Origin of the sequence: uncultured Paracoccus sp. (genome assembly GCF_937873615.1) — a bacterium.
GTDB lineage: Bacteria > Pseudomonadota > Alphaproteobacteria > Rhodobacterales > Rhodobacteraceae > Paracoccus.
Genome location: NZ_CALMYP010000057.1, coordinates 58,606 through 81,581 on the forward strand (window position 1 = coordinate 58,606; position 22,976 = coordinate 81,581).

Below are 22,976 nucleotides of genomic sequence, written 5' to 3' on the forward strand. Positions count from 1 at the left end.
CGGTCCGTGAACCGGCCACCGCATTCGTCCCCTGCCCCTTTTCAGCACGCGCCGCGCCGCCCATACTGCGCCCTAGCATATGGAGTGCAACCATGACCAGTTCGACATCGCCCCACCCCCTGCCCTATGTCGGCGAGATCACCCGGTATTTCGACGACAAGGCCCCGAAAGAGATCCGCAAGGCGATCCAGAAGGCCGGCAAGGACGACATGCTCGACCCCGGCTATCCCTACAGGGATGAGTTGGACAAGGACGAATACGAAGACCACCTGAAGCGGCTTCAACTCGAACTGGTGAAGATGATGCATGACATCACCGTCACCGGTAAACGTCTGGTGGTGATCTTCGAGGGCCGCGACGCCGCCGGCAAGGGCGGCACCATCGAACGCGTGCGCGAGAACCTGAACCCGCGCTCGGCCTATATCGTGGCGCTGCCGAAGCCGACGGATCGCGAATCCCGGCAATGGTATTTCCAGCGCTATGCCGACTGGCTGCCCGCCGATGGCGAGATCGCGCTGTTCGACCGCAGCTGGTATAATCGCGGCGTGGTCGAACGCGTCTTCGGCTTCTCGACCGACAAACAGCGCAAGGATTTCTTCACCCAGCTTCCCATGTTCGAGGAAATGCTGGTCGATGACGGCACCGTGCTGGTCAAGCTCTGGCTGAATGTCGGCCGGGCCGAGCAGTTGAAGCGCTTCCTCGACCGCGAGAAGGACCCGCTGAAACAGTGGAAACTATCCTCGATAGATGTCGATGGCCTGGGCAAATGGAACGAATATACCGAAGCCATCCGGGATACGCTGAAGCGCAGCGATACCAGGCTGGCCCGATGGACGGTGATCCGCTCGGACGACAAGAAACGCGCCCGCATCGCCGCCATCCAGACCATCCTGCGCGCCGTCGATTATGCCGGCAAGGACAAGGATGCCATCGGCAAGATCGACCCGAAGATCGCCGGCGGCCCGTCCATGCTGGATGCCGAGGGATGATCCGCGCCCTCCTGCTCTGGCTGGTGCTGGCGCTGCCCGTGGCGGCGCAATCACTGCCGGACTGGGACTATACCTCGATCAACGATTTCGCCCGTCTGCTGTCGAATGACGACACCCGCGTCCTCGATCAGGCGCTGATCGCGCTTCATGCCGATACCGGGGTCGAGGGTACCGTGGTCATCATCGAGGACCGCCGCAGCCATGGCGGCGACAGCGGGCTGGAAGCCTTCGCCACCCGACTGTTCAATTACTGGGGCGTCGGCGACAAGCGCCGCAATGACGGCTTCATGGTGATGGTCCTGCCTGCGAACCGCGAAGCCCGGATCGAGCTTGGCGCGGGCTACCCCCCTGCCTTCGATGCGACGGCGCAGCAGATCATGGACGATCTCATGCTGCCGGGATTCCGCGACGGCGATTATTCGACCGGGTTGCGCCGGGGCACGCTGGCGGTGATCGAGAAGATCGCCCGCCCCCATGCCGCCGGGCAGGAACCGCCGCCCCCAGCTCCGCCGCCCCCGCCAAGCTGGGCCAGCCGCAACCCGCTTGCCATCATCGGCATCGTGCTGAGCGCGGTGCTGTCGCTGCCCCTGTCGATCTTCGTCCTGTTTCGCTGGATGAACAGCCGCTGCGCGCAATGCGGCAATCGCAATCTGGTCGAAATCTCGGAACCGATCCGCGAAACCGCCAGCGACAACGGCTGGCGCGTCTCGCAGCTTTCGGTCAGGCGCCTGTGCCAGCAATGCGGCTGGAGCACGACCCTCACCCGCGGATTGCCCTATACCGACAGCTTCGCCGCAGACGGCGCCTTCCTGGGCCGCACCCAGCATTACAGTTCCTCCTTCGGCGGGTCGGGCAGCAGCAGTTCCGGCAGCAGCGGCTTTAGCGGCGGCTCGTCCTCGGGCGGCGGCGCCTCGGGGCGGTGGTAGGGCCGCATGACGCCGCGCGCCCGCATCGGAAAGGACTGGTCATGATCCGCGCCATTCTTCTCTGGCTCATCCTCGCGCTGCCGGCGGCGGCACAATCGCTGCCGGATTGGGAATATACCTCGATCAACGATTTCGCCGGACTGCTGAGCAATGACGATACCCGCATCCTCGATCAGGCGCTGATCGCGCTGCACGACCAGACCGGGATCGAGGGCACCGTCGTCACCATCGAGGACCGCCGCTACCATGGCGGCCAAAGCGGGTTGGAACCCTTCGCCACGCGGCTGTTCAATTACTGGGGCGTGGGCGACAAGCGCCGCAACGACGGCTTCATGGTCATGGTCCTGCCGGCGAACCGCGAAGCCCGGATCGAGCTTGGCGCCGGCTATTCGCCCGCCTTCGACGGCCGGGCCGCCACGATCATGGAGCGTGCCATGCTGCCCGCCTTCGGCCGTGGCGACTATTCCACCGGGCTGCGCGAGGGCACGCTGGCAGTGATCGACCAGATCGCACGACCCCATGCCCAGGGCCGTCTGATGCCGCCCCCGGGGCTTTCCACGCCGGATCGCAACCGGCCACCCATCGGTTTCATCATCGCCCTTCTGCTGGCCGCGCCGCTGGTGGTCGTCTGGCTGCGCAGCCTGTTCGAAAAGCGCTGCCCGCAATGCGACGGCCGCAACCTCACCGAAACCGCCGAGCCGATTTTGAACAACAAGGATGACGAGGGCTGGGAGGTCTCGCAACATGCGGTCAAGCGTCAGTGCCGGGATTGCGGCTGGCACACGACCCTCACCCGCAACCTTGGCTATACCGAGAAATACGCCATAGACGGCGTCTTTCTGGGCCGCACCAATTTCGCGCGCTACGGCCTTGGCTCTCGCGGCAGCAATTATAACTACGACGATTACGACAACGGCAGCAGTAGCCGCCGCCGCGATAGCAGTAGCAGCGGTAGCAGTAGCAGCGGTAGAAGCGGCGGCTATGGCGGTGGCTCGTCGCGCGGCGGCGGGGCTTCGGGGCGGTGGTGATGCAATCCCCGGCGCCCCCTGCGCAGAAAGGACAGATCATGATCCGCGCCATTCTTCTCTGGCTCATCCTCGCCCTGCCGGCGGCGGCACAATCGCTGCCGGATTGGGAATATACCTCGATCAACGATTTCGCCGGGCTGCTGAGCAATGACGACATCCGCACCCTCGATCAGGCCCTGATCGCGCTTCACGACCAGACCGGGGTCGAAGGCACCGTGGTCACACTGGCCAACCGCGCCAGCCATGGCGGCCAAAGCGGGCTGGAACCCTTCGCCACGCGGCTGTTCAATTACTGGGGCGTCGGCGACAAGCGCCGCAATGACGGCTTCATGATCCTGATCCTCAAGGACGACCGCGAAAGCCGGATCGAACTCGGCGCGGGTTACCCCAAGGCCTATGACAGCATCGCCCAGTATATCATGGATACCGACATGATACCGGCCTTTCGCGACGGAGACTATTCGACCGGCCTGCGGAGGGGCACGCTCTCGGTCATCGAACTGATCGCTGAACCTCATGCCACCGGCTTCGTGCCAGAACCGATGCGGATCAGTTCCGACACCGACGAGGGCACGAGCACCAGGGCCTCGCTTATCCTGCTGGGCGTGTTTCTGGCCGGCTTCGCCGCCTTCATCGTCTATATCGTCCGGGCCCAGCCTCGCAGGACGAAGCGCCCCTCCCTGTCGGGCCCATATCTGGACGAGAATGGAGAGCTGCGTGGATATCGCGGCAGCCCAATCTCCGGCAGTTCCGGAAGCTGGAGTTCCGGAAGCTGGAGTTCCGGCCATGACAGCGATTCCGGCGGCTCCGGCAGCAGTAGAAGCAGCAGTAGCAGTTCCAGTGGCGGCTATGGCGGTGGTTCCTCCTCGGGCGGCGGCGCCTCCGGGCGGTGGTAGCCACTCTGCCTGCGTTCTGCGCAACCTCAACCTTCCCTTGCGTCACGCCCTCGACAGCGGTGGCCTAACCGCTTGCGTGGCTTTCAGCCTGCGGCTAGCGTCGTTCCGCTGACCCTTAACCGAAAGGCCATCGCATATGACCTTGCTGCGCTCGACCGCCCTTGTCGCGGTTCTCGCCACCCCCGCCTTCGCCGCCGATTCCGAACTGACCGTCTTCGACTGGGCCGGTTTCGAGGAACCGGTGCTGTTCCAGCCCTATGTCGACAAGCATGGCGACATGCCGACCTTCGCGCTTTATGGCGACGACGACGAGGCCTTCCAGAAGATCGCCTCGGGCTTCAAGGCCGATCTCGTCCATCCCTGCAGCCAGATGGTCTCGAAATATCGCGATGCCGGGCTGATCGAGCCCTGGGATGTCTCGAAGATCCCCGCCTATGCCGACATGGACCCGCAATATAACGACTCCGAGGTGTTCCACGACGCCGAGGGCGTCTGGTATATCCCGACCGACTGGGGTGCCACCGCCATCGCCTATAACACCGAGAAGGTCCCGGCCGAGGATGTCGAAAGCCTGTCGGTCTTCGTCAACCCGGATTACGCTGGCCGCACCTCGCTGCCCGACAGTTCGGACGATGTCTGGGCGCTTGCCTATCTGGCGACCGGCGTCACCGACTGGACCGAGGTCAGCGACGAACAGTTCGCCGCCGCCGCCGACTGGCTGCGTCAGGCGCATCAGGGTGTCGTCGCCTACTGGTCCGACCCGTCCGAACAGGCGCAGCTCATGGCCTCGGGCCAGGTCGATGTCGCCTGGTCCTGGAACGACGGCGTGACCTATCTGCAGGCCGACGATTACCCGGTCGGCTTCCAGCGCACGCCGAAAGAGGGCTCGTCGAACTTCATCTGCGGGTTCATCAATATGAAGGACGGCCCCGGCAACGAGGACAAGGCCTATGACTTCATCAATGCCTGGCTGGCCCCGGAATCGGCCAAGGGCCTCCTCGACACCATCGGCTATGGCCCGACAACCCTCGCCGGGATGGAGACCATCAAGGACGAGGAAGCGGTGAAGACCGGCCTCGGCCCCATCGACGCACCGATCCTGAACCAGACCCCGAACTCGCCGCAACTGCGCGAGAAGCAACTGGCCGAGTTCGAGAAGATCAAGGCCGGCTTCTGATCGGCCTGACCGGTCGAAATTTGTGCATATCTGGAAAGGCGGCCCCGTTCGGGCCGCCTTTTTCCTTGCCTTTTCAGCGCAGAACGGCAGTTTAGGCGACACAGACCGGAAAGCCCGATGAAACCCAAGATCCTCACCACCATGCGCGAATACAGCCCGGCGCTGTTCCGCGCCGACCTGATCGCCGGGATCACCGTGGCCATGGTCGCCCTGCCGCTCAGCCTCGCCATCGCCATCGCCTCGGGCGCGCCGCCCTCGACCGGGATCATCACCGCCGTGGTCGGCGGCTTCCTGATCTCGCTTCTCGGTGGCAGCCGGGTGCAGATCGGCGGCCCGACCGGTGCCTTCATCGTCGTCGTTTACGATGTCATCGCCACGCATGGGCTGTCGGGGCTGATCCTGGCCACGCTGATGGCCGGGCTGATCCTGATCGCGGCGGCGCTGCTGAAGGCCGGCAACCTGATCCGGCTGGTGCCGGAACCGGTCATCAACGGCTTCACCATCGGCATCGCCATCATCATCGGCACCAGCCAGTTGAAGGATTTCTTCGGGCTTCAGATCGAGAACCTGCCCGCCGAGTTCTTCCCCAAGATCGAGGCACTCTGGACCGCGCGCGACACGCTCTCGGGGGCGGCGCTGGCAGTCGGGCTGGGAACGCTGGCGCTGATCCTGATCCTGCGCCGGCTGCTGCCGCGCTTTCCGGGGCTGATCGTCGCTGTCGGCGTGACCTCGGCACTGGCGCTGCTGGCCGGAATGCCGGTCGAGACCATCACCAGCCGCTTCGGCGAATTGCCGCGCGGGCTTCCCATGCCCTCCTTGCCGCAGATGAATCTGGCGCTGGTCTCGGAACTGCTGCCCTCGGCGCTGATCATCGCCTTCCTGGCCGGGATCGAGTCGCTTCTGTCGGCCATGGTCGCCGACCGCATGATCGCCGGCAAACACCGCCCCAATGCCGAGCTAATGGCCCAGGGTTTCGCCAATATCGGCTCGTCGCTTTTCGGCGGGCTGCCGGCAACCGGCGCCATCGCCCGCACCGCGACCAATATCCGCGCCGGCGGCAAGACCCCGGTCGCGGGTCTTGTCCATGCGCTGACCGTGCTGCTGGTGATGCTGATCGCCGCCCCTGTCGCCGGGCGGCTGGCCCTGCCGGCACTGGCGGCGCTGCTGATGCTGACCGCCTGGAACATGGCCGAGCCACATCGCTGGCGCAGCTATCTGGCCGAACGCCGCTCGGACCTGTTCCTGATGATCCTGACCATGGTCCTGACCGTCGTCGCCGACCTGACCATCGCCATCGGCACCGGCGTCGGGGTCGGCCTCGCGCTCAGGCTGCAACGCCGCGACGTGCCCCCGGCCGACTGGACCCCGCCGGATCGCTAGGGCGTGGCAGCGACCGGCATGATGTTCTGACGGGCGCACATGCGGAAACTCATGTTTGCGGATCAGAAGTTTCGCGGCGTTTACCCTTTGGGCAACAATGCGCCCAGAAGCGCACCGTCATGTCCAAGCGCGGCCCGAACGACGGCGACCCTGAAAAGCGGAGGTTCGTCTTCAAGATGCCTGGACAGGCCGGCAAGATAGCCATCGGCCAGTCCGACGCTTCCCCCCAATGCGATCCGGTCAAGGCCGAATATGGCTGTCAGATCAGCGCAAAGGCACGCCACAGCCGCGATGGAGCGGTCGATGGCCGCGTGGCTCTCCTCAGTCCCTTGCGCAAAGGCGGTTCGCGCATCGGGCGTTCCGGCGGCGGATGCAATTGCCCGCCCCGAGGCCACGCTTTCCACGGTTCCGACCCTGCCTGAGCCGCAAGGATCGTGACCGAAGGGCGAGGACATGAACCCGACATGCCCCGCCAATCCGTTCCCGCTTTGCAGGAGCTTTCCGCTCAGGACAATCCCACCGCCAACCCCGGTCGACACGGTCAGGTAAGCGAAATGCTGCGCCCCAAGCCCCGCGCCCAGAACCGCCTCGGCCAATGCCGCGGCAGCCGCATCGTTGATGACAGAAACAGTCCCTTCGAACCTGTCCTGCAATCGCTGGAGCAAGGGCTCGCCACTGATGCCGGGCAGCGTATCGGCATTGACCGCCTGCCAGCGCCCCTCGGAATCAACCCGACCGGCAACCGCCACGCCAAGGCGTTCGCCATTTCGATGACCCAGGCGCTTCAGAAGCGCAGCCATCTCGGCAATCTGGTGGTCCAGCCCGGCCTGCCCGTCTGTCAGGACCTGTTCGCGTGCGATGACACGACCGTTTTCGATCCGGGCGGCGGCCGTCTTCGTGCCGCCGAGATCGACGGCAAAACCTGTGATCATCGCGCGCCCCTGACAGCGTCGGCGAACCAGCCAGTCACGATCTCCATCCGTGTCAATGCGCTGCCGACAGTCACGGCATCCGCACCTGCCCGCATGGCCTCGGCTGCAAGGGCGGGCAGATTGAACCTGCCTTCGGCCATGACGAAGCCACCCAGGTCCCGGAACCGGCCGAGCAGCGCGAGATCGGGCCCGTCATCGTCCGAGGCGGTTTCCGCCGTATAGCCTGAAAGCGTCGTGCCGATGACAGTCGCACCTGCAGCGAGGGCGGCCCGAGCATCTTCTTCGGTCGCGCAATCCGCCATCGCGATCGCGCCGTGGGCAAGAATGGCTGCGAGTATATCTTCGCGTTTGTCGGTTCGGGGGCGCGGGGTCGCGTCATAAGCGACGATATCGGCCCCGGCCTCGATCAGTGCGATCACATCGGCGACGGTCACCGTAATGCGCACCGGGCTGTCGTCAAGATTCCGTTTGACGATCCCGATGATCGGAACATCGACCAGCCGTCGGGTCGCGCGCAGGTTCGCCATACCCTCGATCCGCAGCCCGACCGCACCGCCAGCGACAGCGGCCTGCGCCATTGCCGCAACGATGTCGGGTCGGTCCATCGGCCCGTTGTCAACAGGCTGGCAGGACGCCACCAGACCGCCCCGCAATCTTTCAACAACGCTCATTCCATCAGGCTCGGAAGGCCGGTCGCCAGGATCGGGAAGATGCAGACCAGCAGCAGCACCACCAGCGGCGGGATCAGCCAGGGCAGAATGGCCCGGGCGAGTTTCTGGAACGGAATCCCGCCGACCTGCGCCACCACGAACAGCGCCATTCCCATTGGCGGCGTCAGGATCGAAATCATCAGGTTCAGCACGACGATAATGCCGAAATGGACCGGATCGATTCCGAAGCCCAATGCGATTGGCACCAGAATCGGCACGACGATCAGCAGGATCACCAGCGATTCAATGAACATCCCGAGCACGAAGATCATCAGGTTCACGGCGATCAGAAAGCTGATCGGCCCGTCCGCAATGCTGAGAAACAACGAGGCGATCTGCTGCGGCGCCTGCTCTCGTGCCAGCACATAGCCGAGCAGAGAGACGCCCGCGATGATCGTGGCGATGCTGGCCGAGGTCGCCGTCGTTTCATAGATCGCGTCCCACAGCCGCCGCCAGGTCAGCTCTCGATAGAAGGCCAGGTCGATCAGGACCGCATAGACCACGGTGACCGCAGCGGCCTCGGTTGGCGAAAACAACCCGCTGAAGATGCCCCCGACAATGACCGCCGGCGTCAGCAGCGCCGGAAAAGAGCGGACGAACAGCCCACCGACAGCCTGAAGGCCCGGCCAGGAATCGCGCGGATAATCGCGCCTGGATGCGATGACATAGACCATGACCATCAGCGCGACCGCGCAGAGCACGCCCGGCACGACACCGCCCAGAAACAGCTTGCCGATGGAGGTGTTCGAAATCACGCCGTAGAGCACCATGGTGATCGACGGCGGCACCAGCGGGCCGATCATCGACGAGGCCGCTGTCACGGAACCGGAAAACTCATCGTCATAGCCGGCCTTGCGCATGGCCTCGATTTCCATCTTTCCAAGCCCGCCCGCATCTGCGAGCGCCGAGCCCGACATACCGGAAAAGAACAGGCTGGCCATGATGTTGACATGACCGAGGCCGCCACGGATGTGACCGACCAGCGCACGGGCGAACCCGAACAGCAGGTTGGTGATGCCGGCCCCGTTCAGGATCGCGGCGGCAAGGATGAAAAGCGGCACCGCCAGCATCGGAAAGCTGTTCAGCCCATCCACCATCCGCGACAGGGCAAAAGCCAGCCCGAGACCGGACCAGTAGAAATAGCCCATGGACACAAGGATCATCGAAATTCCGATCGGCACACCGACAAGAACCATGGCCAGCCATGAAATGGCGATAATCGACAGGATCACAGCGGCACCTCCAACTCGTCGGGACTATGGCGATAGCCGATACCCAACAGGCGTCTGATCACCCTGTTGGCGATCAGGATCATGGCGACGAAGCCGGAGGCATAGAGCACCGCATTGGTGACCGGCAGGGTGACCGCCTCGTTGGACCAGGTGCGCTGCATGGTCTTCCAGCCGATCCAGATCAGATGCAGGACCACCCCCAGATAGACGAGATCGATGAGCGTCAGCACGGCAATCCTTGCGCGCCGCTGCAATTGTTCAACAAGAAAACCCATGCGGAGTTGACTGTCGGTGCGCTCCACTTCGGGAATGGCGATCAACGCCATCCAGACCCAGAGCCAGCGCGCCGCCTCCTCGGTCCAGACCGGACCGGTGAACAGAGGCGTGCGCCCAAGGATCTGGATCATCAGCACGACAATCAACACGATGAAAAGGATCGACGCGGCGATTCCTTCCGGACTGTATCTTCTCAGCGGTCTCACGCAGCCAACCTCCCGTAAATCCACCCGATAGGAGCGGGGGTGCCGACACTTATAGTCCCGGCACCTTGCACGCTTACTTTGCGGTCACCGCGGCGATGGAGCCTTCTCCGAACTCCTGTTCAAGCTCATCGTAATAGGATTGCATCGCGGCCTTGAACGGCTCCAGATCCGGGTGCGTTACGGTCAGGCCTTTCCCTTCGAATTCCGCGACCAGTTCCGCTTCACCGGTCTGAAGCAGCTCGTCATTCAGGTCACCGCCAGCCGCGACTGCCGTTGCGACCCACTCCTTCTCCTGATCCGACAGCCCGTCCCAGGTCGGCTTCCCGACCAGAACCGCCGATGAGGCGACAAAATGATTGGTCATGGCAACCGAGCTTTGCACTTCATAGAACTTCTGCGCGTCGATTGTGGTCAGCGGGTTTTCCTGCGCATCGACCTGATTGGTCTGCAGCGCCAGATAAACCTCGGGGAAAGCCACGGGTGCCGGGGTCGCGCCCACAGCCTCGGCATAGGCAATCAGGAAGGGAACGTTCGGGGTGCGCAGCCGCAAACCCTTCATGTCCTCAATCGAGTTGATCGGCTTGTTCGCGGTCGTCTGGCGGGTGCCATAATACCAGACGTCGAGGACATGAATGCCCTTTTCCTCGAACTTTCCGGCCATGCCCTGACCCCACGGCCCGGCCACGATCTCTTTCAACTGGGCGTAGTCGCTGACGACATAGGGTGCCCCGATCAGCTTCAATTCGGGGATGGTATAGGACATGTCCGGGTAGCCGGTGATGACGATGTCCAGCTCACCCGCCTGGGCTTGCTGAACCATGGCCTTGAAATCGCCAAGCGTGGCCGAAGGGAACAGGTTGATCGAGAGTTCACCCCCCGACACCTCGGCCAGTTTGTTGGCGAACTCTTCCGCACCCTTGTAAACGGGCGTCGCTTCATTGTCCTGCAATCCCAGCGTCAGTTCGCGGGCATCAGCAGCGGCTGCGAGGCCAAGGAATGCCGCACCGGCCATTACGAATTTATTCATCTTCTCATCCTCCAGGTTATCTTGATTGCTGTGGGGTGCCGCCCGATCTGGCGGCCAACAGCCGCGCCCGATACGAACGCTCCAGATGGCGCCCCATCACATCGGTTGCCGTCATCATGTCACCGTTCAGGACAGCCACATAAATGGCGCGATGTTCCTCGTGGGCCGTTGCATCGTGCCGCGCCGGATCGTCGACCGGTGGTCGCTGTGCAAGCAGATCCGAGACGAACATGTCGTGCAGCGTCAGGATCACCGGATTGCCGACGATCGAGACCAATGCACGATGAAAGGCGATGTCGGTTTCCGCAAATCGTGAGGTCCCGATGGCGGCCTCATTCTGATCCAAAGCGTCCTGAAGCCGAGCGATCTGAACCCGGTCACCGCGGATCGCAGCCTCTCTGGCTGCACCGATCTCGATGAACTGGCGCATCTGCTCAAGATGCGCGCCGCCTTCGGCATCGCCCATGACTTCGCGGATATTTCCGGCGGCTGACTGCAGGATCGCCTGCAGCGACGGGCGACTGGCACGAGGGCGACGCCCGCCGCCGGCATCCAGAAAGCCGCGCATCTGCATCTGTGACAGTGCCTCGCGCACGGTCGGACGCGACGCATCGAACCGGTCGCACAGCTCGCGCTCGGGCGGCAACGCCTGGCCCTGCGCGATATCACCACGCCGGATCTCTTCGATCAACTCACAGGCGATCAGGTCTGGCAAGCGAATCACATTGACTGAATCCCCCATGCCCCCTCCTGCATTGGTTGATGGTATTTTGGTATTACCATAAAATATATATTGTCAAACAGAAAAAGAAAATTATGCTTACATTACGAATTTTGGGGGATCACCATGACCAGAAAACTCGCGGGCATGTATGCGGCGCTGATGACCGGACTCGATGACAATGGGGCGTTCAGCCCCGACCGCCAGCGGGGCCTTGACGAATATGTGCTGCGACAGGGGCTGACCGGGCTTTATGTCGGCGGCAGCAGCGGCGAATCCGGCCTGCTCGACACGGAGGAACTGCTCGCGCAGCAGGAAATCGTTGCACAGGATGCACCGGACACTGTGTTGATCGCCCATGTCGGGGCGCCCAGCCTGCGCGATTCCATCCGGTTGGCGAAAAATGCCGCGAAGCTGGGCTATCATGGCCTGTCGGCCCTGCCACCGCATTCCTATCCCTTCACGGATGCCGAGATCTGTGCCTATTACCGCGACCTTCAGGCAGCGACTGACCTGCCGCTGATCGTCTATGAGGTGCCGGTTCGAACCGGACGCCCCATCGCCATCGAGGTTCTGACCGAGATCCTTGCCATGCCCAATGTCACGGGGCTGAAATTCACGTCGACGGACATGTTCAAGCTCTCCATGCTTCGCCGCGCCTGCCCCGATTCGACGCTGTTTTTCGGGTTTGACGAGATCTATCTGTCGGGCGCGGTGATCGGGGCCGATGGCGGTATCGGCACCACCTACAATCTTCTGGGCAAACTCTATGTCGCGCTGGATCGGTCGATCCGCAACGGCGACATGACAGAGGCACAACGGCTTCAGGATATTTCCGCCCGCTTTGTCGAGGCGTTGCTGGCAACAGGCGTCCTGCCCGGCATGAAGGCCGCCTTGCGTGCCATCGGCATTGACGCAGGCCCCACCCGCGCACCGATGGCCATGCGCGTCGACGATGGCGAAGCGCGTATGGCCGCGCTGATGGCGAAGCCCGACTTTGCCGAATGGATCGCCTGACAAACGGCTTCAATTCTACGAAGGGGGCTGTGCCGGGGGGCGGTGGGCACGATCCCGGCATGGATCAACCGCCCCGAGGCGTCGTGACGATCTCGGTCGATGCAGAAGCCAGGGCGGATTCACCAACCGAGCCCTAGCGCAGCGGGATCGCGTTCTCAGCCTTGGCCCCCTGATAAGCCTCTGACAGTGCCGCATATTCCGCCCGGATCGCATCGACCCGCGCCCGCAATGCGCCCTGCGCCGCAGGATCCGCACCGCCAATGACCTCATCGACCGAGCGCGCCACCCAATAGGCATTCTCGCGACGGTAGCCACCGGGATCGAGCGTGAATACCTCTTTCAGGATCTTCAGGTCATGCGGGATGGCAAAGCTGTCGCGGCTGTCCTCATGGGTGAAGAAATCGAAGAAATTGTCGAACCCGGCCCAGGTGATCGCCGAAAGACACATCGAGCAGGGCTCGTGCGTGCTGAGAAAGATCAACTCGTCGGGTGGCGGCAGGCCCTCGACCTCGTGATAGCGCTTCAGCAGATGCACCTCGCCATGCCAGAGCGGGTTCTCGGTCTCGTTATTGGTTTCCGCCAGAACCACCGCGCCATCGGATTTGCGCAGAAGCGCCGCCCCGAAGATCTTGTTGCCCTGCGCCACGCCCTGCCGGGTCAGGGGCAGGACATGATCTTCCAGCGCGCCCAGAAACGCGCCGGCAAGATCGGTATCGGTCAAGTGGATCGGCTTGTTCATGCTTCTTGCTAGGCCGCCGAGACAGCGGGTGCAAGCCGTCGCCCCCCCTAGCTCGACAGGTGAAAGCCACGGAATTCCTTCACCGTCGACAGGCTCAGCAGGGTCTTCATCTGCGCGACGGAAGGAATGAGCGTCAGGCGCTCGCGATAGAGCTTCTCGTAATCCTCCGTATTCCTTGCCGCAACCCGCATCAGATAGTCGAACTCCCCCGAGATGAGATGGCATTCGAGTACCTCGGGCATGTCGCGGATGGCGGCTTCGAACCCCTCGATATCCTCGCGGCGCTGACCGGTCAGCTTGGCCTCGATGAAAACCTGGATATGCAGCCCGACCAGCTTGCGGTTCAGCCGGGCGGCGTAGTGAGAGATTTTCCCATCCGCCTCCAGCAGCTTCACCCTTCGGTGGCAGGCCGAAAGCGACAGCCCCACCTGTTCGGACAGCCGCGCCATGGAGGTTTGGCCATCCCGCTGCAGAATGGAAAGAATACGGATATCCAACCTGTCCATCGGAAATTTTCTCACTCACATCACAATTTTCGTAATTATTCTATAATTTTTCTCGAATGAAAAGAAATAAGAGAACCTTTTCAACATCAAAACTTCTACCTTGAGGGCTCTAGCGAACAAGAAAAAACACACAGGAAGGTTAATGATGGCTCACAAGATCGTCGTCGGATACGACGGCAGCGACAGCGCCAAGGCGGCGCTCAGTTTCGCTGTGAACGTGGCGCGTTTGCAGGGCGGCAGCATCGTCGTGGCGCATGTCCTGGAATGGTCGCCCTATTCGTTCCTCACCCCAAACGAGTTGGAAGAACGTCACAAGCGTCGAGGAGAGGAATTGGCCCGGGCAGAGGATGCGATCCTGTTGCCAGCGCTCAAGAAGCTCACGGAAAGCGGGGTCCCGATCAGCACCGCGCTGAAATATGGCCATATCGCCTCGACCCTTGCCCAGATCGCCAAGGACGAGGGCGCCGATCAGATCGTGATCGGCCGCAATGGAGAGCCGGGCCTGGCATCGCGCGTGTTCGGGTCGGTCGCCATCAGCCTGGCGCAAGGCGCGCCGGTGCCGGTCACCATCGTACCCTGAGTCCAACAATTACAAGCCCAACAGGAAAACCAATGAAAAATCACCTCAAGGCGGCCGCATTGGCTGCCCCCGCCATGCTGGCCGCATCTGCGCCAGCCATGGCCCAAACGCTTGACGAGAAGATCAACGGGATCTTCGCCAGCTCGACCGGCTGGTTCGTCAACTTCATCTTCGCCTCGTTCCCCGGCACCAACTTTCCCTGGATCGTGCTGTGGCTGGTCGTGGGCGCAACGGTTTTCACGCTCTATTTCGGCTTCATCCAGTTCCGCGCCTTTCCGCACTCGATCTCGCTGGTGAAGGGCGACTATTCCGATCCGAACGACGCCGGAGAGGTCAGCCACTTCCAGGCCCTGGCCACCGCATTGTCTGGCACGATCGGGCTGGGCAATATCGCCGGTGTGGCCGTTGCCGTCGGAATTGGCGGGCCGGGCGCGACCTTCTGGATGATCCTGGCCGGGCTGATGGGCATGGCCTCGAAATTCACCGAATGCACGCTGGCGGTGAAATACCGCAACGAATATGCCGACGGCGCAGTATCGGGCGGCCCGATGTATTACATGACCAAGGGCTTTGCCGAACGCGGCCTGCGCGGAGGTGGCATCATGGCCATTCTCTTTTCCGTCTTCTGCATTCTGGCCACACTCGGCGCCGGCAACATGTTCCAGGCCAATCAGGCACATGCCCAGATCGCCAATATCGCCGGCGACTTCCCCGGCTGGATCACCGGCATCATCTTTGCCGGGATCGTGTTCGCGGTGATTATCGGCGGGCTGCAATCCATCGCCAAGGTGACCGAGAAGATCGTGCCCTTCATGGGCATCATGTATGTCACGACCGCGCTGATCATCATCCTGATGAACTATGACAAGATCGGCTGGGCCTTCGGTCAGATCTTCGCCGGGGCGTTCACGGGCCTTGGTGTCGCCGGCGGCATCGTCGGCGCCCTGATCCAGGGCTTCAAGCGCGCCGCCTTCTCGAACGAGGCCGGCGTCGGCTCTGCCGCCATTGCCCATTCGGCGGTGCGGACCAAGGAGCCGATCACCGAAGGCTTCGTGTCGCTGCTTGAGCCCTTCATCGACACCGTCGTGATCTGCACCATGACCGCATTGGTTATCGTCATTTCCGGCCAGTTGGTCAGCGACCCGGCAACCGGCATGTATCTGCTGGATGACGGCGCCGCCACGATCCAGACCATCGGCGACAACAAGGGCGTGGCGCTCACCTCGGCCGCCTTCTCCTCGACCTTCGGCTGGTTCAAATATGTGCTGGCGATCGCGGTCATCCTGTTCGCCTTCTCGACCATGATCAGCTGGTCCTATTACGGGCTGAAGGCCTGGACCTACCTGTTCGGCGAAGGCAAGAACAAGGAAATCGCCTTCAAGGTCATCTTCTGCATCTTCGTGGTGATCGGCGCTTCGGCCAATCTCGGCCCGGTGCTCGACTTCTCGGACGCGGCGCTGTTTGCCATGGCCGTGGTCAATATCATCGCGCTCTACCTGCTGATGCCACTCGTGAGACGAGAGCTGAACAGCTATATGTCGCGCCTCAAGTCGGGTGAGATCACGAAGTTCCACTGACCGCCAGGATGAAGGGCGTCCCCGGCAGGATAGCTGCCGGGGGCGTTCCAGCTGCGGCAGCCTCACCCCATCATCGACGACAGAACCCGGCGCCAGCAGATTGCGGGCGCCGGGTTCACCGTTTCAAGGCAAGGCTCAGCCGATGGTGGCGCCGTCCTCGCGCCAGACGGCGATCACCGAGGAACGCGGCTTGCCGGTGCCATCGGGCCATGACCCGCCCGGATGCTGGATGCCGACAAAGGCCACCTTGCGGTCGGGCGACCAGGTCAGGCCGGTCACCTCGGCCCCGTTCGGCGCGGTCAGGAAGCGCGCGATCTCGCCGGTATCGGGATTGCCGATCAGCATCTGGTTATTGCCCATGCCGGCAAAGTCGCCCTCGTTGCTGTCATCGCCATCGGTCTGGATCCACAGCATCCCGTCGGACGAGAACGCCATCCCGTCGGGAGAGTTGAACAAATTGCCGGCGGTCACGTTTTCGGACCCGCCATAGATGTTGTCATAGACCTCCGGGTTGCCAGCCATCACATAGAGATCCCAGGTGAAGCTATCGGCACCGTGATCCTCATCCGCAGGCCGCCAGCGAATGATCTGGCCGTATTCGTTGGTCTCGCGCGGGTTGGCGGCATTGACCGGCATCCCATCGCCGCCGCGCTTGGAGTTGTTGGTCAGCGCGCAATAGGCCTCGACCCGGTGCGGATGGGCGGCGATCCATTCCGGGCGATCCATGGTCGTCGCACCCACCGCCGAGCCGGCAAGGCGGGCGAAGACCAGCACGTCCTCGATGCTCATGCCGGTGGTTTCGGGCGTCAGCGCCAGCCATTCGCCGGTCATGTCATCGTTGAACCGGGCAACATAGAGCGTGCCGTCAGACAACAGCCCATCGGTCGGCTGACCCTCGGCCCAGGTGCCGTTCGAGACGTAGCGATACATGAACTCGCCGCGCTCGTCGTCACCCATATAGACCACGATCCGGCCATCGGCGGCCTGCACCATTTCGGCATTCTCATGCTTGAAACGCCCAAGCGCGGTGTGCTTGACCGGGGTGCTTTCCGGGTCGGCGGGGTCGATCTCGGTCACCCAGCCATGCCGGTTCGGCTCATTCGGTTCCTGCGAAAGATCATAGCGCGGATCGAATTTCTCATAGGCATAGCGCCCCTCGCCGCCGATGCCATAGCGAACCAGGCCGTCGGTTTCCTCGAAGCTGCCGGTGGCGCCGAAATAGCCGTTGAAGTTTTCCTCGCAGGTCAGATAGGTGCCCCAGAGCGTCTTGCCCGAACCGCAATTGTTCATCGTGCCCTTGGGCGACAAACCCTCGGGGTCGGCATTCGTCTTCACCAGATCGGACCCGGCGGCCGGGCCGTCCATGGTCATCTGCGTTTCATGGGTGATGCGGCGGTTATAGGGGCTGTCCAGCACGACCTGCCAGCCATTGCCGGCATCGGCGATTTCCATGACGGTGACGCCCTGCATGTTCTTCAGCAAGGTCACTTCGTCGGCGGTCTGCGGCACCCCTTCCGAGGCCGCCGGCAGGTTGATCTCGGGGTTCACATATTCCGAATTGATGGCCAGCAGCACATGGCCGTCATGCTCGAAGGTCTCCATCCCGTCGGTATTCTCGCCGAAGACCTTGTCGGACATCTCCACCGGCACGCCGGTCTCGGGCGACCAGGCGCCCTCGGCATCCGAGAACAGCGCCTGCCCCCATTTCACCAGCGGCTGCCAGTGATAGCCTTGCGGCACATGAATATCGAAATCGGTCGCAATTCCGATTGGCTCGAAGGCGAAAGCGGCAGCCTGCGCGCGCGCCGACGTGGCCTGAGCCAGAACACCCGAGCCGAACACCATCGCGCCCGACCCGAAAGCCAGTGCCCCGCCCAGGAAGCCGCGCCGCGAAACGGCAGCCTCGACCACCCGGTCGAAATCGCTTTCTGCGGGCCGCGGGTTGCGCAGTTCGTCAAACTCGTCCCAGGACAGGTGCACTGTCGATCTGATATCCATTGTCGGTTTCCTCGTTCTCGTGAATCGTCATGATGCCGCAACCGGCATGTCACCACGCAGACCGATACACGCTTCGTCTTTCAGTTTTGTGACGGCGCCCAACTCTCGCATAGATGGATAATCCGCCGGCCAGAACGGCATTGGGCCACCCCTCCTCAGGGAAGGACTGCGCATGTCATGGCAGGACGGTTCTTCTCAGCTCAGGTCGCTGCGCGCGCGACCGGCGGCGCGTCAGGATTGCGCGTCCCTCATCGACGCCGCACCTTCGCGGAGCAGGTCCAGGAATTCGCGCTGCGCCGCCGTCGGCTCCCATCCGGCGCGGGTGGTGATGCCGATGGGGCGCAGCGATTCGGGCAGCTCCAGCGGCAGCACACCGAACGCCGAGGCCTCGCCCTCGGGCAGGGCCTGCACCCGCGACAGCGCGCCGAGGTAATCCGACTTGCGCAGGATCTCGCGCAGCAGGATCACCGAGGAGGTGACGATGGCGCCGCGAATGCTGTCCTCGGGCAGAAGCGCCTCCAGCGCCGCGCGGATCGGTGTGCCGGGGCGGGCGACCACCCAAGGATAGGCGGAAAGATCGGCGGGCGACACCTTGTCCTGCGCCAGCAGCGGGTGGTCGCGCCCGGCGACGATGACCACGGAATCGTCGAAAAGCGGCTCCTGATGGATATCCTCGATCGGGCTCGGGATGCGCAGCGCACCGATCATCATGTCGATCTCGCCCCGGCGCAGCCCGGCCAGAAGCTCGTCATAGCGGCCGTCGATGACCTCGAAAGGGATACCCGGATGGGCCTGACGGAAGGCCAGCATCGCGCCGGGCAGCAGGGTCGAGCGCGACAGCGGCAAGGCGGCGATGGTGATGCGCCCGACCTCTCGCCCGGCCAGGGCGGCCAGTTCGGCCTCGGCCTGTTCCATCTCGGCGAATGCCAGCCGCGCCGCCTGCGCCAGTTGCCGTGCCACACGGGTGGCGATCAGCCCATGGGCGGTGCGTTCGAAGAAGCGCAGGCCCGCCGCCTGTTCCAGCATCGAGGCCGAGCGATGCACGGTCGGCTGCGCCAGCCCGAGCTGGCGCGCGGCAAGGGTGAAATTCTCGGTCTCGGTGACCGCGATCAGCGCCTGAAGCTGGGGCCGCGTCGCCTGAAAGCGGATCGCGCGGGCCATGTCGGCCATGGCCGCATCGAGGAAAGCCAGCGCCCGCCTTGTCCGATGCGCCATCGCCTGCCCGGCCTCGTTCGGAAAGATCCCCTGCGGGCTGCGCTGGAACAAGGGCTGGCCGGCATCGCGTTCCAGCTTGTTCATGGCCTGAGTCACCGCCGGTTGCGAGACATGACAGATCTCGGCCGTGCGGGTTACCGAATGGGTTTCGGCCAATGTCTGAAACATGCGCATATGGCGAATGCTGGGCTGCATGGTCTCCTCCGCGCCGGTCAGAGGGACCGGCGCGGCCATCATAACCCTATGAATGTCATAATGTTAACTAGTGCTTTCAGTCAGAACGGCACGGCGATCCGGTGAGCCGCCGCACCACTCTTGGGTTAGTCGGCGAAGGCATAAGGTGCGAACAGGTCGGCCCCCGGCCAGTCGCGCAGGCGGACGATCTCGGCCGCGGGCCCCTCGGACCAGGTGGCGGCGTCATGCACATCGCCCTCGCCCGACCAGCCGGCCAGATGCGGATAGGGATAGACGGGCCGCGTCATCTCGGGCAGCGGCGCCACGCCCAGATCGAGCGGTGCCGGACGTCCGCCGCCACCGCCCACCCCGTCCGGCTGGCCGAAGCTGGACGCCTCGCCCGCCGTTGCGGTCATGATCGCACCCGGTGCGGCGCCGTCCTCGACCCAGGCCATCATCGGGCTGAGCAGGTCCAGATGGCTCGGCCCCTCGCCGCCGCCGCAATGATCGACGCCGGGCAACAGATAGAGACGTTCGAAACCGGCCATCGCCTCGGCCCCCAGAATCGCCTCGATCCCCGTGTGCAGGGCCAGCGTATTGGCCGGCGAGATATGCGGATCGGCCAGGCCATGCCACATGATCAGCTTGCCGCCGGCGGCATTGAAACCCGAAAGATCGGGGCTGGTGGCATCGAACAGCGGGTGGCGCGGGCGCAAATCGTCCAGCACCGCCTCGGTGAAGTCCAGATCGGCCAGTGTCATCTCGGGCCGGGCCGGATCGAAGGCCAGATATTTCAGAACCGGATCGACAATCATCTGCGAAAACAATTCGCTGTCGGCATTATCTGCGACATAGACGCCCTGCCAGTTCAGCTCGGAGCCGTAAAGCGGCTGGCCGGCGGTCAGATAGGCCCCGGTCGCGGCATCCTGCGGTCCGGCATAGAATTTCCGCACCACCTCGACCTGCGCGCCGGTCAGGCACCGGTCCGTTTCCGGCGCATCGGCCGGGCAACTGATCCGGTGCGGATCGAATTCGCACAGTGCCGGCTGGGCGATCAGCCCGTCCTTTACGCCATCGGTCTCGTCACAGGCGGCGACCACCGCCGCATGCAGTGCCGGCAGCTTCTTCGAGGTCAGGATCACCTCGCCCCGCTCATTGTAATTCGAGGCCGCCATCCAGCCGTGATAGAGCGTATTCTGCACCTGAAACAGCATCGCCGGCGCGCCGGCAATGACGCCGTCGAAATCCTCGGGGAAGCGCATCGCCGCCATCAGCCCCTCGCGCCCGCCATCCGAGCAACCGTTGAAATAGCTGTATTGCTGCGGCTGGCCGTAATAGGCCGCGATCAGCGCCTTCGCCGCCTCGACGGTCAGATGCTGGGCGCGATAGGCGAAATCGGCCCGCTGGGTCGCATCGAGGCCCCATCTGCCGTCATTGCCGCCATGCCCCATATCGGTCGCGGCCATGACGAAACCGCCATCGTTCAGCACCTTGCACCCGGTCGAGGCACCCGAGCGCAGGGTGATATTCCCGCACAGCCCGCCGCAGCCGAGTTGCAGATAGCGCTGCGTCCAGCTTTCCATGGGCAGGATCACCTGAAAGTTCACCTGCGGCGCCAGCCTGCCGGTGACGCTGCACACGGGGATGCCATCGCTGGTGGTTTCCTCGGCGCCGGTGATCTCGCTGCCTTCGCCGCCGATGGCGCCCATATCGGTGCCGATCAGACTGGCACAGGTGACCGCAGGCTTGACCACATCCAGCACCGCAGCCCTGCCAGGTGCGGCCCCCAACCAGATCACGCAGGAAATAGCAATAAACTTCAATACATTCATGGACGCATCTCCTGTAAATCAGGCGCGCGGAAAGACACGCCCGTCAAAGAGCTTCCGTGCCGTGCGCAGGGTGCCTGCGGCAACCATCCTGCCTGCGCCATCCGTCTCGATCAACACCTCGGCCGCGCCGCCCGGATGCTCGACCAGATAGCGGCCATCCGCCGGGATCGAGGCCAGTTCCGCCGCCGGAGAGCCCTTCAAGGTGCAGGCCGTGGCCACGCTGACGGCGGCAAAAACGCCGATGGTGGCATGGGCGCGATGCGGAATGAAGCTGCGGGTATTGATCGCGCCCCCATGCGCGGGGCTTGAAACCAGCGTCATCTTCGGCACCGATTTCTCGGTCACATCGCCCAGATTCATCATCGGCCCGACCGCCAGCCGGATCTTCTCGATCCGCGCCTTCAGATCGGCATCGGCGTCCAGATCCTCGCGGCTTTCCTGCCCGGTCAGCCCGAAATCGGCGGCCCGCATGACCACGATGGGCATGCCGTTGTCAATCAGCGTGCAGTCCACGCCCTCGACGACATCGACGGCATTCCCGGTCGGCAGCAGCGCCCCGGTCATGGAGCCGGCGATGTTCTGAAACATCAGCGGAATCGGCGCGGCGGTCCCCGGCACCCCGTCAATCGCGGCCTCGCCATCGTAACGCACCCGCCCGCCCGGCGTATTGACCCGCGCCACGGCGATCTCTCCGGTGTTCAGCATATGGATGCGCACCACCGTTTCGCCATCCTCGGCCACGACCAGCCCGCGCTCGATGGCTGCCGGGCCGACGCCGGCCAGAATATTCCCGCAGCCCTGCGCGCCGGAGACAAGCGGCCGGTCGACGAAAACCTGCAGGAACAGGTAATCCACATCCGCATCCGTGCGAGAAGGCGGCCCGAGGATCGCCACTTTCGAGGTCAGCGGATCCGCCCCCCCGATCCCGTCGATCTGCGCCGCATCCGGGCTGCCCATGACGCGCAGCAGCAGATCGTCCCGCGCCGCCTCATCCGCCGGCAGGTCCGAGGCCAGGAAATACGCCCCTTTCGAGGTTCCGCCCCGCATCCACAGGCAGGGCACGCCGTCATCATGGATCATCCGCCGCTTCCTTCTTCGGTGGCCAAATACCTCGGGGGTGAATTACCCGGGAACCGGACAAGAGGGGGCAGCGCCCCCTTCCCGCCTAAAGATATTTCAACCCCTTCTCCTCCAACCGGGGCCGCATATTGTAGATATCGAGCCCCAATTCGCCCGCGGCCAGCCGCTTGCGCTTCGCCTCCTCGGCCTCCAGCCGCTTCGTTGCTGCGGCCAGCACCGCCTCGGCATCGGCGCGTTTGACCACACAAACCCCGTCATCGTCGGCCACGATCACATCGCCCGCCTCGATCGCCTGCCCGGCGCAGGTGATGGGGACGTTCACCGAACCCAGCGTCTCCTTCACCGTCCCCTGCGCGCTGACGGCCTTCGACCAGACCGGGAAACCCATCTCGGTCAGGTCGCGCACGTCGCGGACGCCGGCGTCGATCACCAGCCCCCGGCAGCCCCGCGCCATGGCCGAGGTCGCCAGCAGATCGCCGAAATAGCCGTTATCGCAGGGCGAGGTCGGGGCGAGAACCAGCACATCGCCATCCTGCAACTGCTCGATGGCAACATGGACCATCCAGTTATCGCCGGGCGGCGCGCTGATCGTCACCGCCGATCCGGCGATGCGGGCGCCTGCATAGATCGGGCGCATGTAGGATTGCAGGCAGCCGATTCGGCCCTGCGCCTCGTGAACGGTGGCGACGCCGGCCTCTGCCAGCGCGTCGATGACCGCCGCCGGGGCGCGGGTGATATTCCGGACAACCTTTGTCATG

At 63.7% G+C, this 22,976-nt stretch carries 22 protein-coding genes; 9 read left to right on the plus strand and 13 right to left on the minus strand.

Annotated features, from left to right (window positions below):
• The first annotated feature begins 92 nt into the window (after positions 1–92).
• The 6 genes from ppk2 (at position 93) to Q0330_RS13475 (ending at position 6,396) form a co-directional block, all read left to right on the plus strand.
• Complete coding sequence (gene ppk2, locus Q0330_RS13450; protein ID WP_299480209.1) at positions 93–989, plus strand: polyphosphate kinase 2; 897 nt, start codon at positions 93–95, stop codon at positions 987–989.
• On the plus strand, positions 986–1,915 hold the full coding sequence (locus tag Q0330_RS13455) for a YgcG family protein (RefSeq protein WP_299480212.1): 930 nt from the start codon (positions 986–988) through the stop codon (positions 1,913–1,915). Before ppk2 ends, Q0330_RS13455 begins: the two co-directional genes overlap by 4 nt.
• Before the next feature lie 41 nt (positions 1,916–1,956).
• The gene (locus tag Q0330_RS13460; RefSeq protein WP_299480215.1) at positions 1,957–2,943 is read left to right on the plus strand and encodes a YgcG family protein; all 987 of its coding nucleotides are present in this window, start codon (positions 1,957–1,959) and stop codon (positions 2,941–2,943) included.
• Between the two features lie 38 nt (positions 2,944–2,981).
• On the plus strand, positions 2,982–3,839 hold the full coding sequence (locus Q0330_RS13465; RefSeq protein ID WP_299480218.1) for a YgcG family protein: 858 nt from the start codon (positions 2,982–2,984) through the stop codon (positions 3,837–3,839).
• A gap of 136 nt (positions 3,840–3,975) precedes the next feature.
• Complete coding sequence (locus tag Q0330_RS13470) at positions 3,976–5,016, plus strand: extracellular solute-binding protein (RefSeq protein ID WP_299480221.1); 1,041 nt, start codon at positions 3,976–3,978, stop codon at positions 5,014–5,016.
• Positions 5,017–5,133: 117 nt separating this feature from the next.
• On the plus strand, positions 5,134–6,396 hold the full coding sequence (locus Q0330_RS13475; protein WP_299480224.1) for a SulP family inorganic anion transporter: 1,263 nt from the start codon (positions 5,134–5,136) through the stop codon (positions 6,394–6,396).
• Between the two features lie 80 nt (positions 6,397–6,476).
• Here the strand turns inward: Q0330_RS13475 and Q0330_RS13480 are convergent, their stop codons facing one another.
• Genes Q0330_RS13480 through Q0330_RS13505 form a run of 6 tightly spaced genes read right to left on the minus strand, consistent with a single transcriptional unit; the run spans position 6,477 to position 11,521 of the window.
• Positions 6,477–7,328 (minus strand): ROK family protein, encoded by an 852-nt coding sequence (locus Q0330_RS13480; RefSeq protein ID WP_299480227.1) that lies wholly within the window; start codon positions 7,326–7,328, stop codon positions 6,477–6,479.
• Entirely contained in the window at positions 7,325–7,999 is a 675-nt protein-coding gene (locus tag Q0330_RS13485; protein ID WP_299480230.1) for a putative N-acetylmannosamine-6-phosphate 2-epimerase, read from the minus strand. Before Q0330_RS13485 ends, Q0330_RS13480 begins: the two co-directional genes overlap by 4 nt.
• Positions 7,996–9,270, minus strand: coding sequence for a TRAP transporter large permease (locus Q0330_RS13490; protein ID WP_299480233.1), 1,275 nt, complete (start codon positions 9,268–9,270; stop codon positions 7,996–7,998). The genes Q0330_RS13485 and Q0330_RS13490 overlap by 4 nt, the downstream gene beginning before the upstream one ends.
• Positions 9,267–9,776 carry a TRAP transporter small permease gene (locus tag Q0330_RS13495; RefSeq protein WP_366518335.1) on the minus strand — a complete coding sequence of 170 codons (510 nt, stop codon included), beginning with the start codon at positions 9,774–9,776 and terminating at the stop codon, positions 9,267–9,269. Before Q0330_RS13495 ends, Q0330_RS13490 begins: the two co-directional genes overlap by 4 nt.
• Before the next feature lie 49 nt (positions 9,777–9,825).
• Complete coding sequence (locus tag Q0330_RS13500) at positions 9,826–10,779, minus strand: sialic acid TRAP transporter substrate-binding protein SiaP (protein WP_299480239.1); 954 nt, start codon at positions 10,777–10,779, stop codon at positions 9,826–9,828.
• Between the two features lie 16 nt (positions 10,780–10,795).
• On the minus strand, positions 10,796–11,521 hold the full coding sequence (locus Q0330_RS13505; protein ID WP_299480242.1) for an FCD domain-containing protein: 726 nt from the start codon (positions 11,519–11,521) through the stop codon (positions 10,796–10,798).
• A 105-nt stretch (positions 11,522–11,626) separates the two neighbouring features.
• Here Q0330_RS13505 and Q0330_RS13510 point away from each other — a divergent pair, with 105 nt between their 5' ends.
• A complete protein-coding gene (locus tag Q0330_RS13510; protein WP_299480245.1) occupies positions 11,627–12,517 on the plus strand; it encodes a dihydrodipicolinate synthase family protein in 891 nt (296 codons plus the stop codon).
• A gap of 133 nt (positions 12,518–12,650) precedes the next feature.
• Here Q0330_RS13510 and Q0330_RS13515 read toward each other — a convergent pair whose 3' ends face one another.
• Complete coding sequence (locus tag Q0330_RS13515) at positions 12,651–13,256, minus strand: nucleoside deaminase (RefSeq protein WP_299480248.1); 606 nt, start codon at positions 13,254–13,256, stop codon at positions 12,651–12,653.
• A gap of 47 nt (positions 13,257–13,303) precedes the next feature.
• Positions 13,304–13,762 (minus strand): Lrp/AsnC family transcriptional regulator, encoded by a 459-nt coding sequence (locus Q0330_RS13520; RefSeq protein ID WP_299480251.1) that lies wholly within the window; start codon positions 13,760–13,762, stop codon positions 13,304–13,306.
• Positions 13,763–13,907: 145 nt separating this feature from the next.
• Between Q0330_RS13520 and Q0330_RS13525 the strand changes: the two genes are divergently transcribed.
• Both Q0330_RS13525 and Q0330_RS13530 read left to right on the plus strand, forming a co-directional pair.
• Positions 13,908–14,342, plus strand: coding sequence for a universal stress protein (locus Q0330_RS13525; protein WP_299480254.1), 435 nt, complete (start codon positions 13,908–13,910; stop codon positions 14,340–14,342).
• A gap of 32 nt (positions 14,343–14,374) precedes the next feature.
• Positions 14,375–15,919 carry an alanine/glycine:cation symporter family protein gene (locus Q0330_RS13530; RefSeq protein WP_299480257.1) on the plus strand — a complete coding sequence of 515 codons (1,545 nt, stop codon included), beginning with the start codon at positions 14,375–14,377 and terminating at the stop codon, positions 15,917–15,919.
• Positions 15,920–16,054: 135 nt separating this feature from the next.
• Here Q0330_RS13530 and Q0330_RS13535 read toward each other — a convergent pair whose 3' ends face one another.
• The 5 genes from Q0330_RS13535 to Q0330_RS13555 form a co-directional block, all read right to left on the minus strand.
• Complete coding sequence (locus Q0330_RS13535) at positions 16,055–17,917, minus strand: PhoX family phosphatase (RefSeq protein ID WP_299480260.1); 1,863 nt, start codon at positions 17,915–17,917, stop codon at positions 16,055–16,057.
• A 231-nt stretch (positions 17,918–18,148) separates the two neighbouring features.
• Positions 18,149–19,327, minus strand: coding sequence for a LysR family transcriptional regulator (locus tag Q0330_RS13540; RefSeq protein ID WP_299480263.1), 1,179 nt, complete (start codon positions 19,325–19,327; stop codon positions 18,149–18,151).
• Positions 19,328–19,452: 125 nt separating this feature from the next.
• Positions 19,453–21,138, minus strand: coding sequence for a tannase/feruloyl esterase family alpha/beta hydrolase (locus tag Q0330_RS13545; RefSeq protein WP_299480266.1), 1,686 nt, complete (start codon positions 21,136–21,138; stop codon positions 19,453–19,455).
• An 18-nt stretch (positions 21,139–21,156) separates the two neighbouring features.
• A complete protein-coding gene (locus Q0330_RS13550; RefSeq protein WP_299480269.1) occupies positions 21,157–22,218 on the minus strand; it encodes a 4-oxalomesaconate tautomerase in 1,062 nt (353 codons plus the stop codon).
• Between the two features lie 85 nt (positions 22,219–22,303).
• The gene (locus Q0330_RS13555) at positions 22,304–22,975 is read right to left on the minus strand and encodes a 4-carboxy-4-hydroxy-2-oxoadipate aldolase/oxaloacetate decarboxylase (RefSeq protein ID WP_299480310.1); all 672 of its coding nucleotides are present in this window, start codon (positions 22,973–22,975) and stop codon (positions 22,304–22,306) included.
• Position 22,976 lies beyond the last annotated feature (1 nt).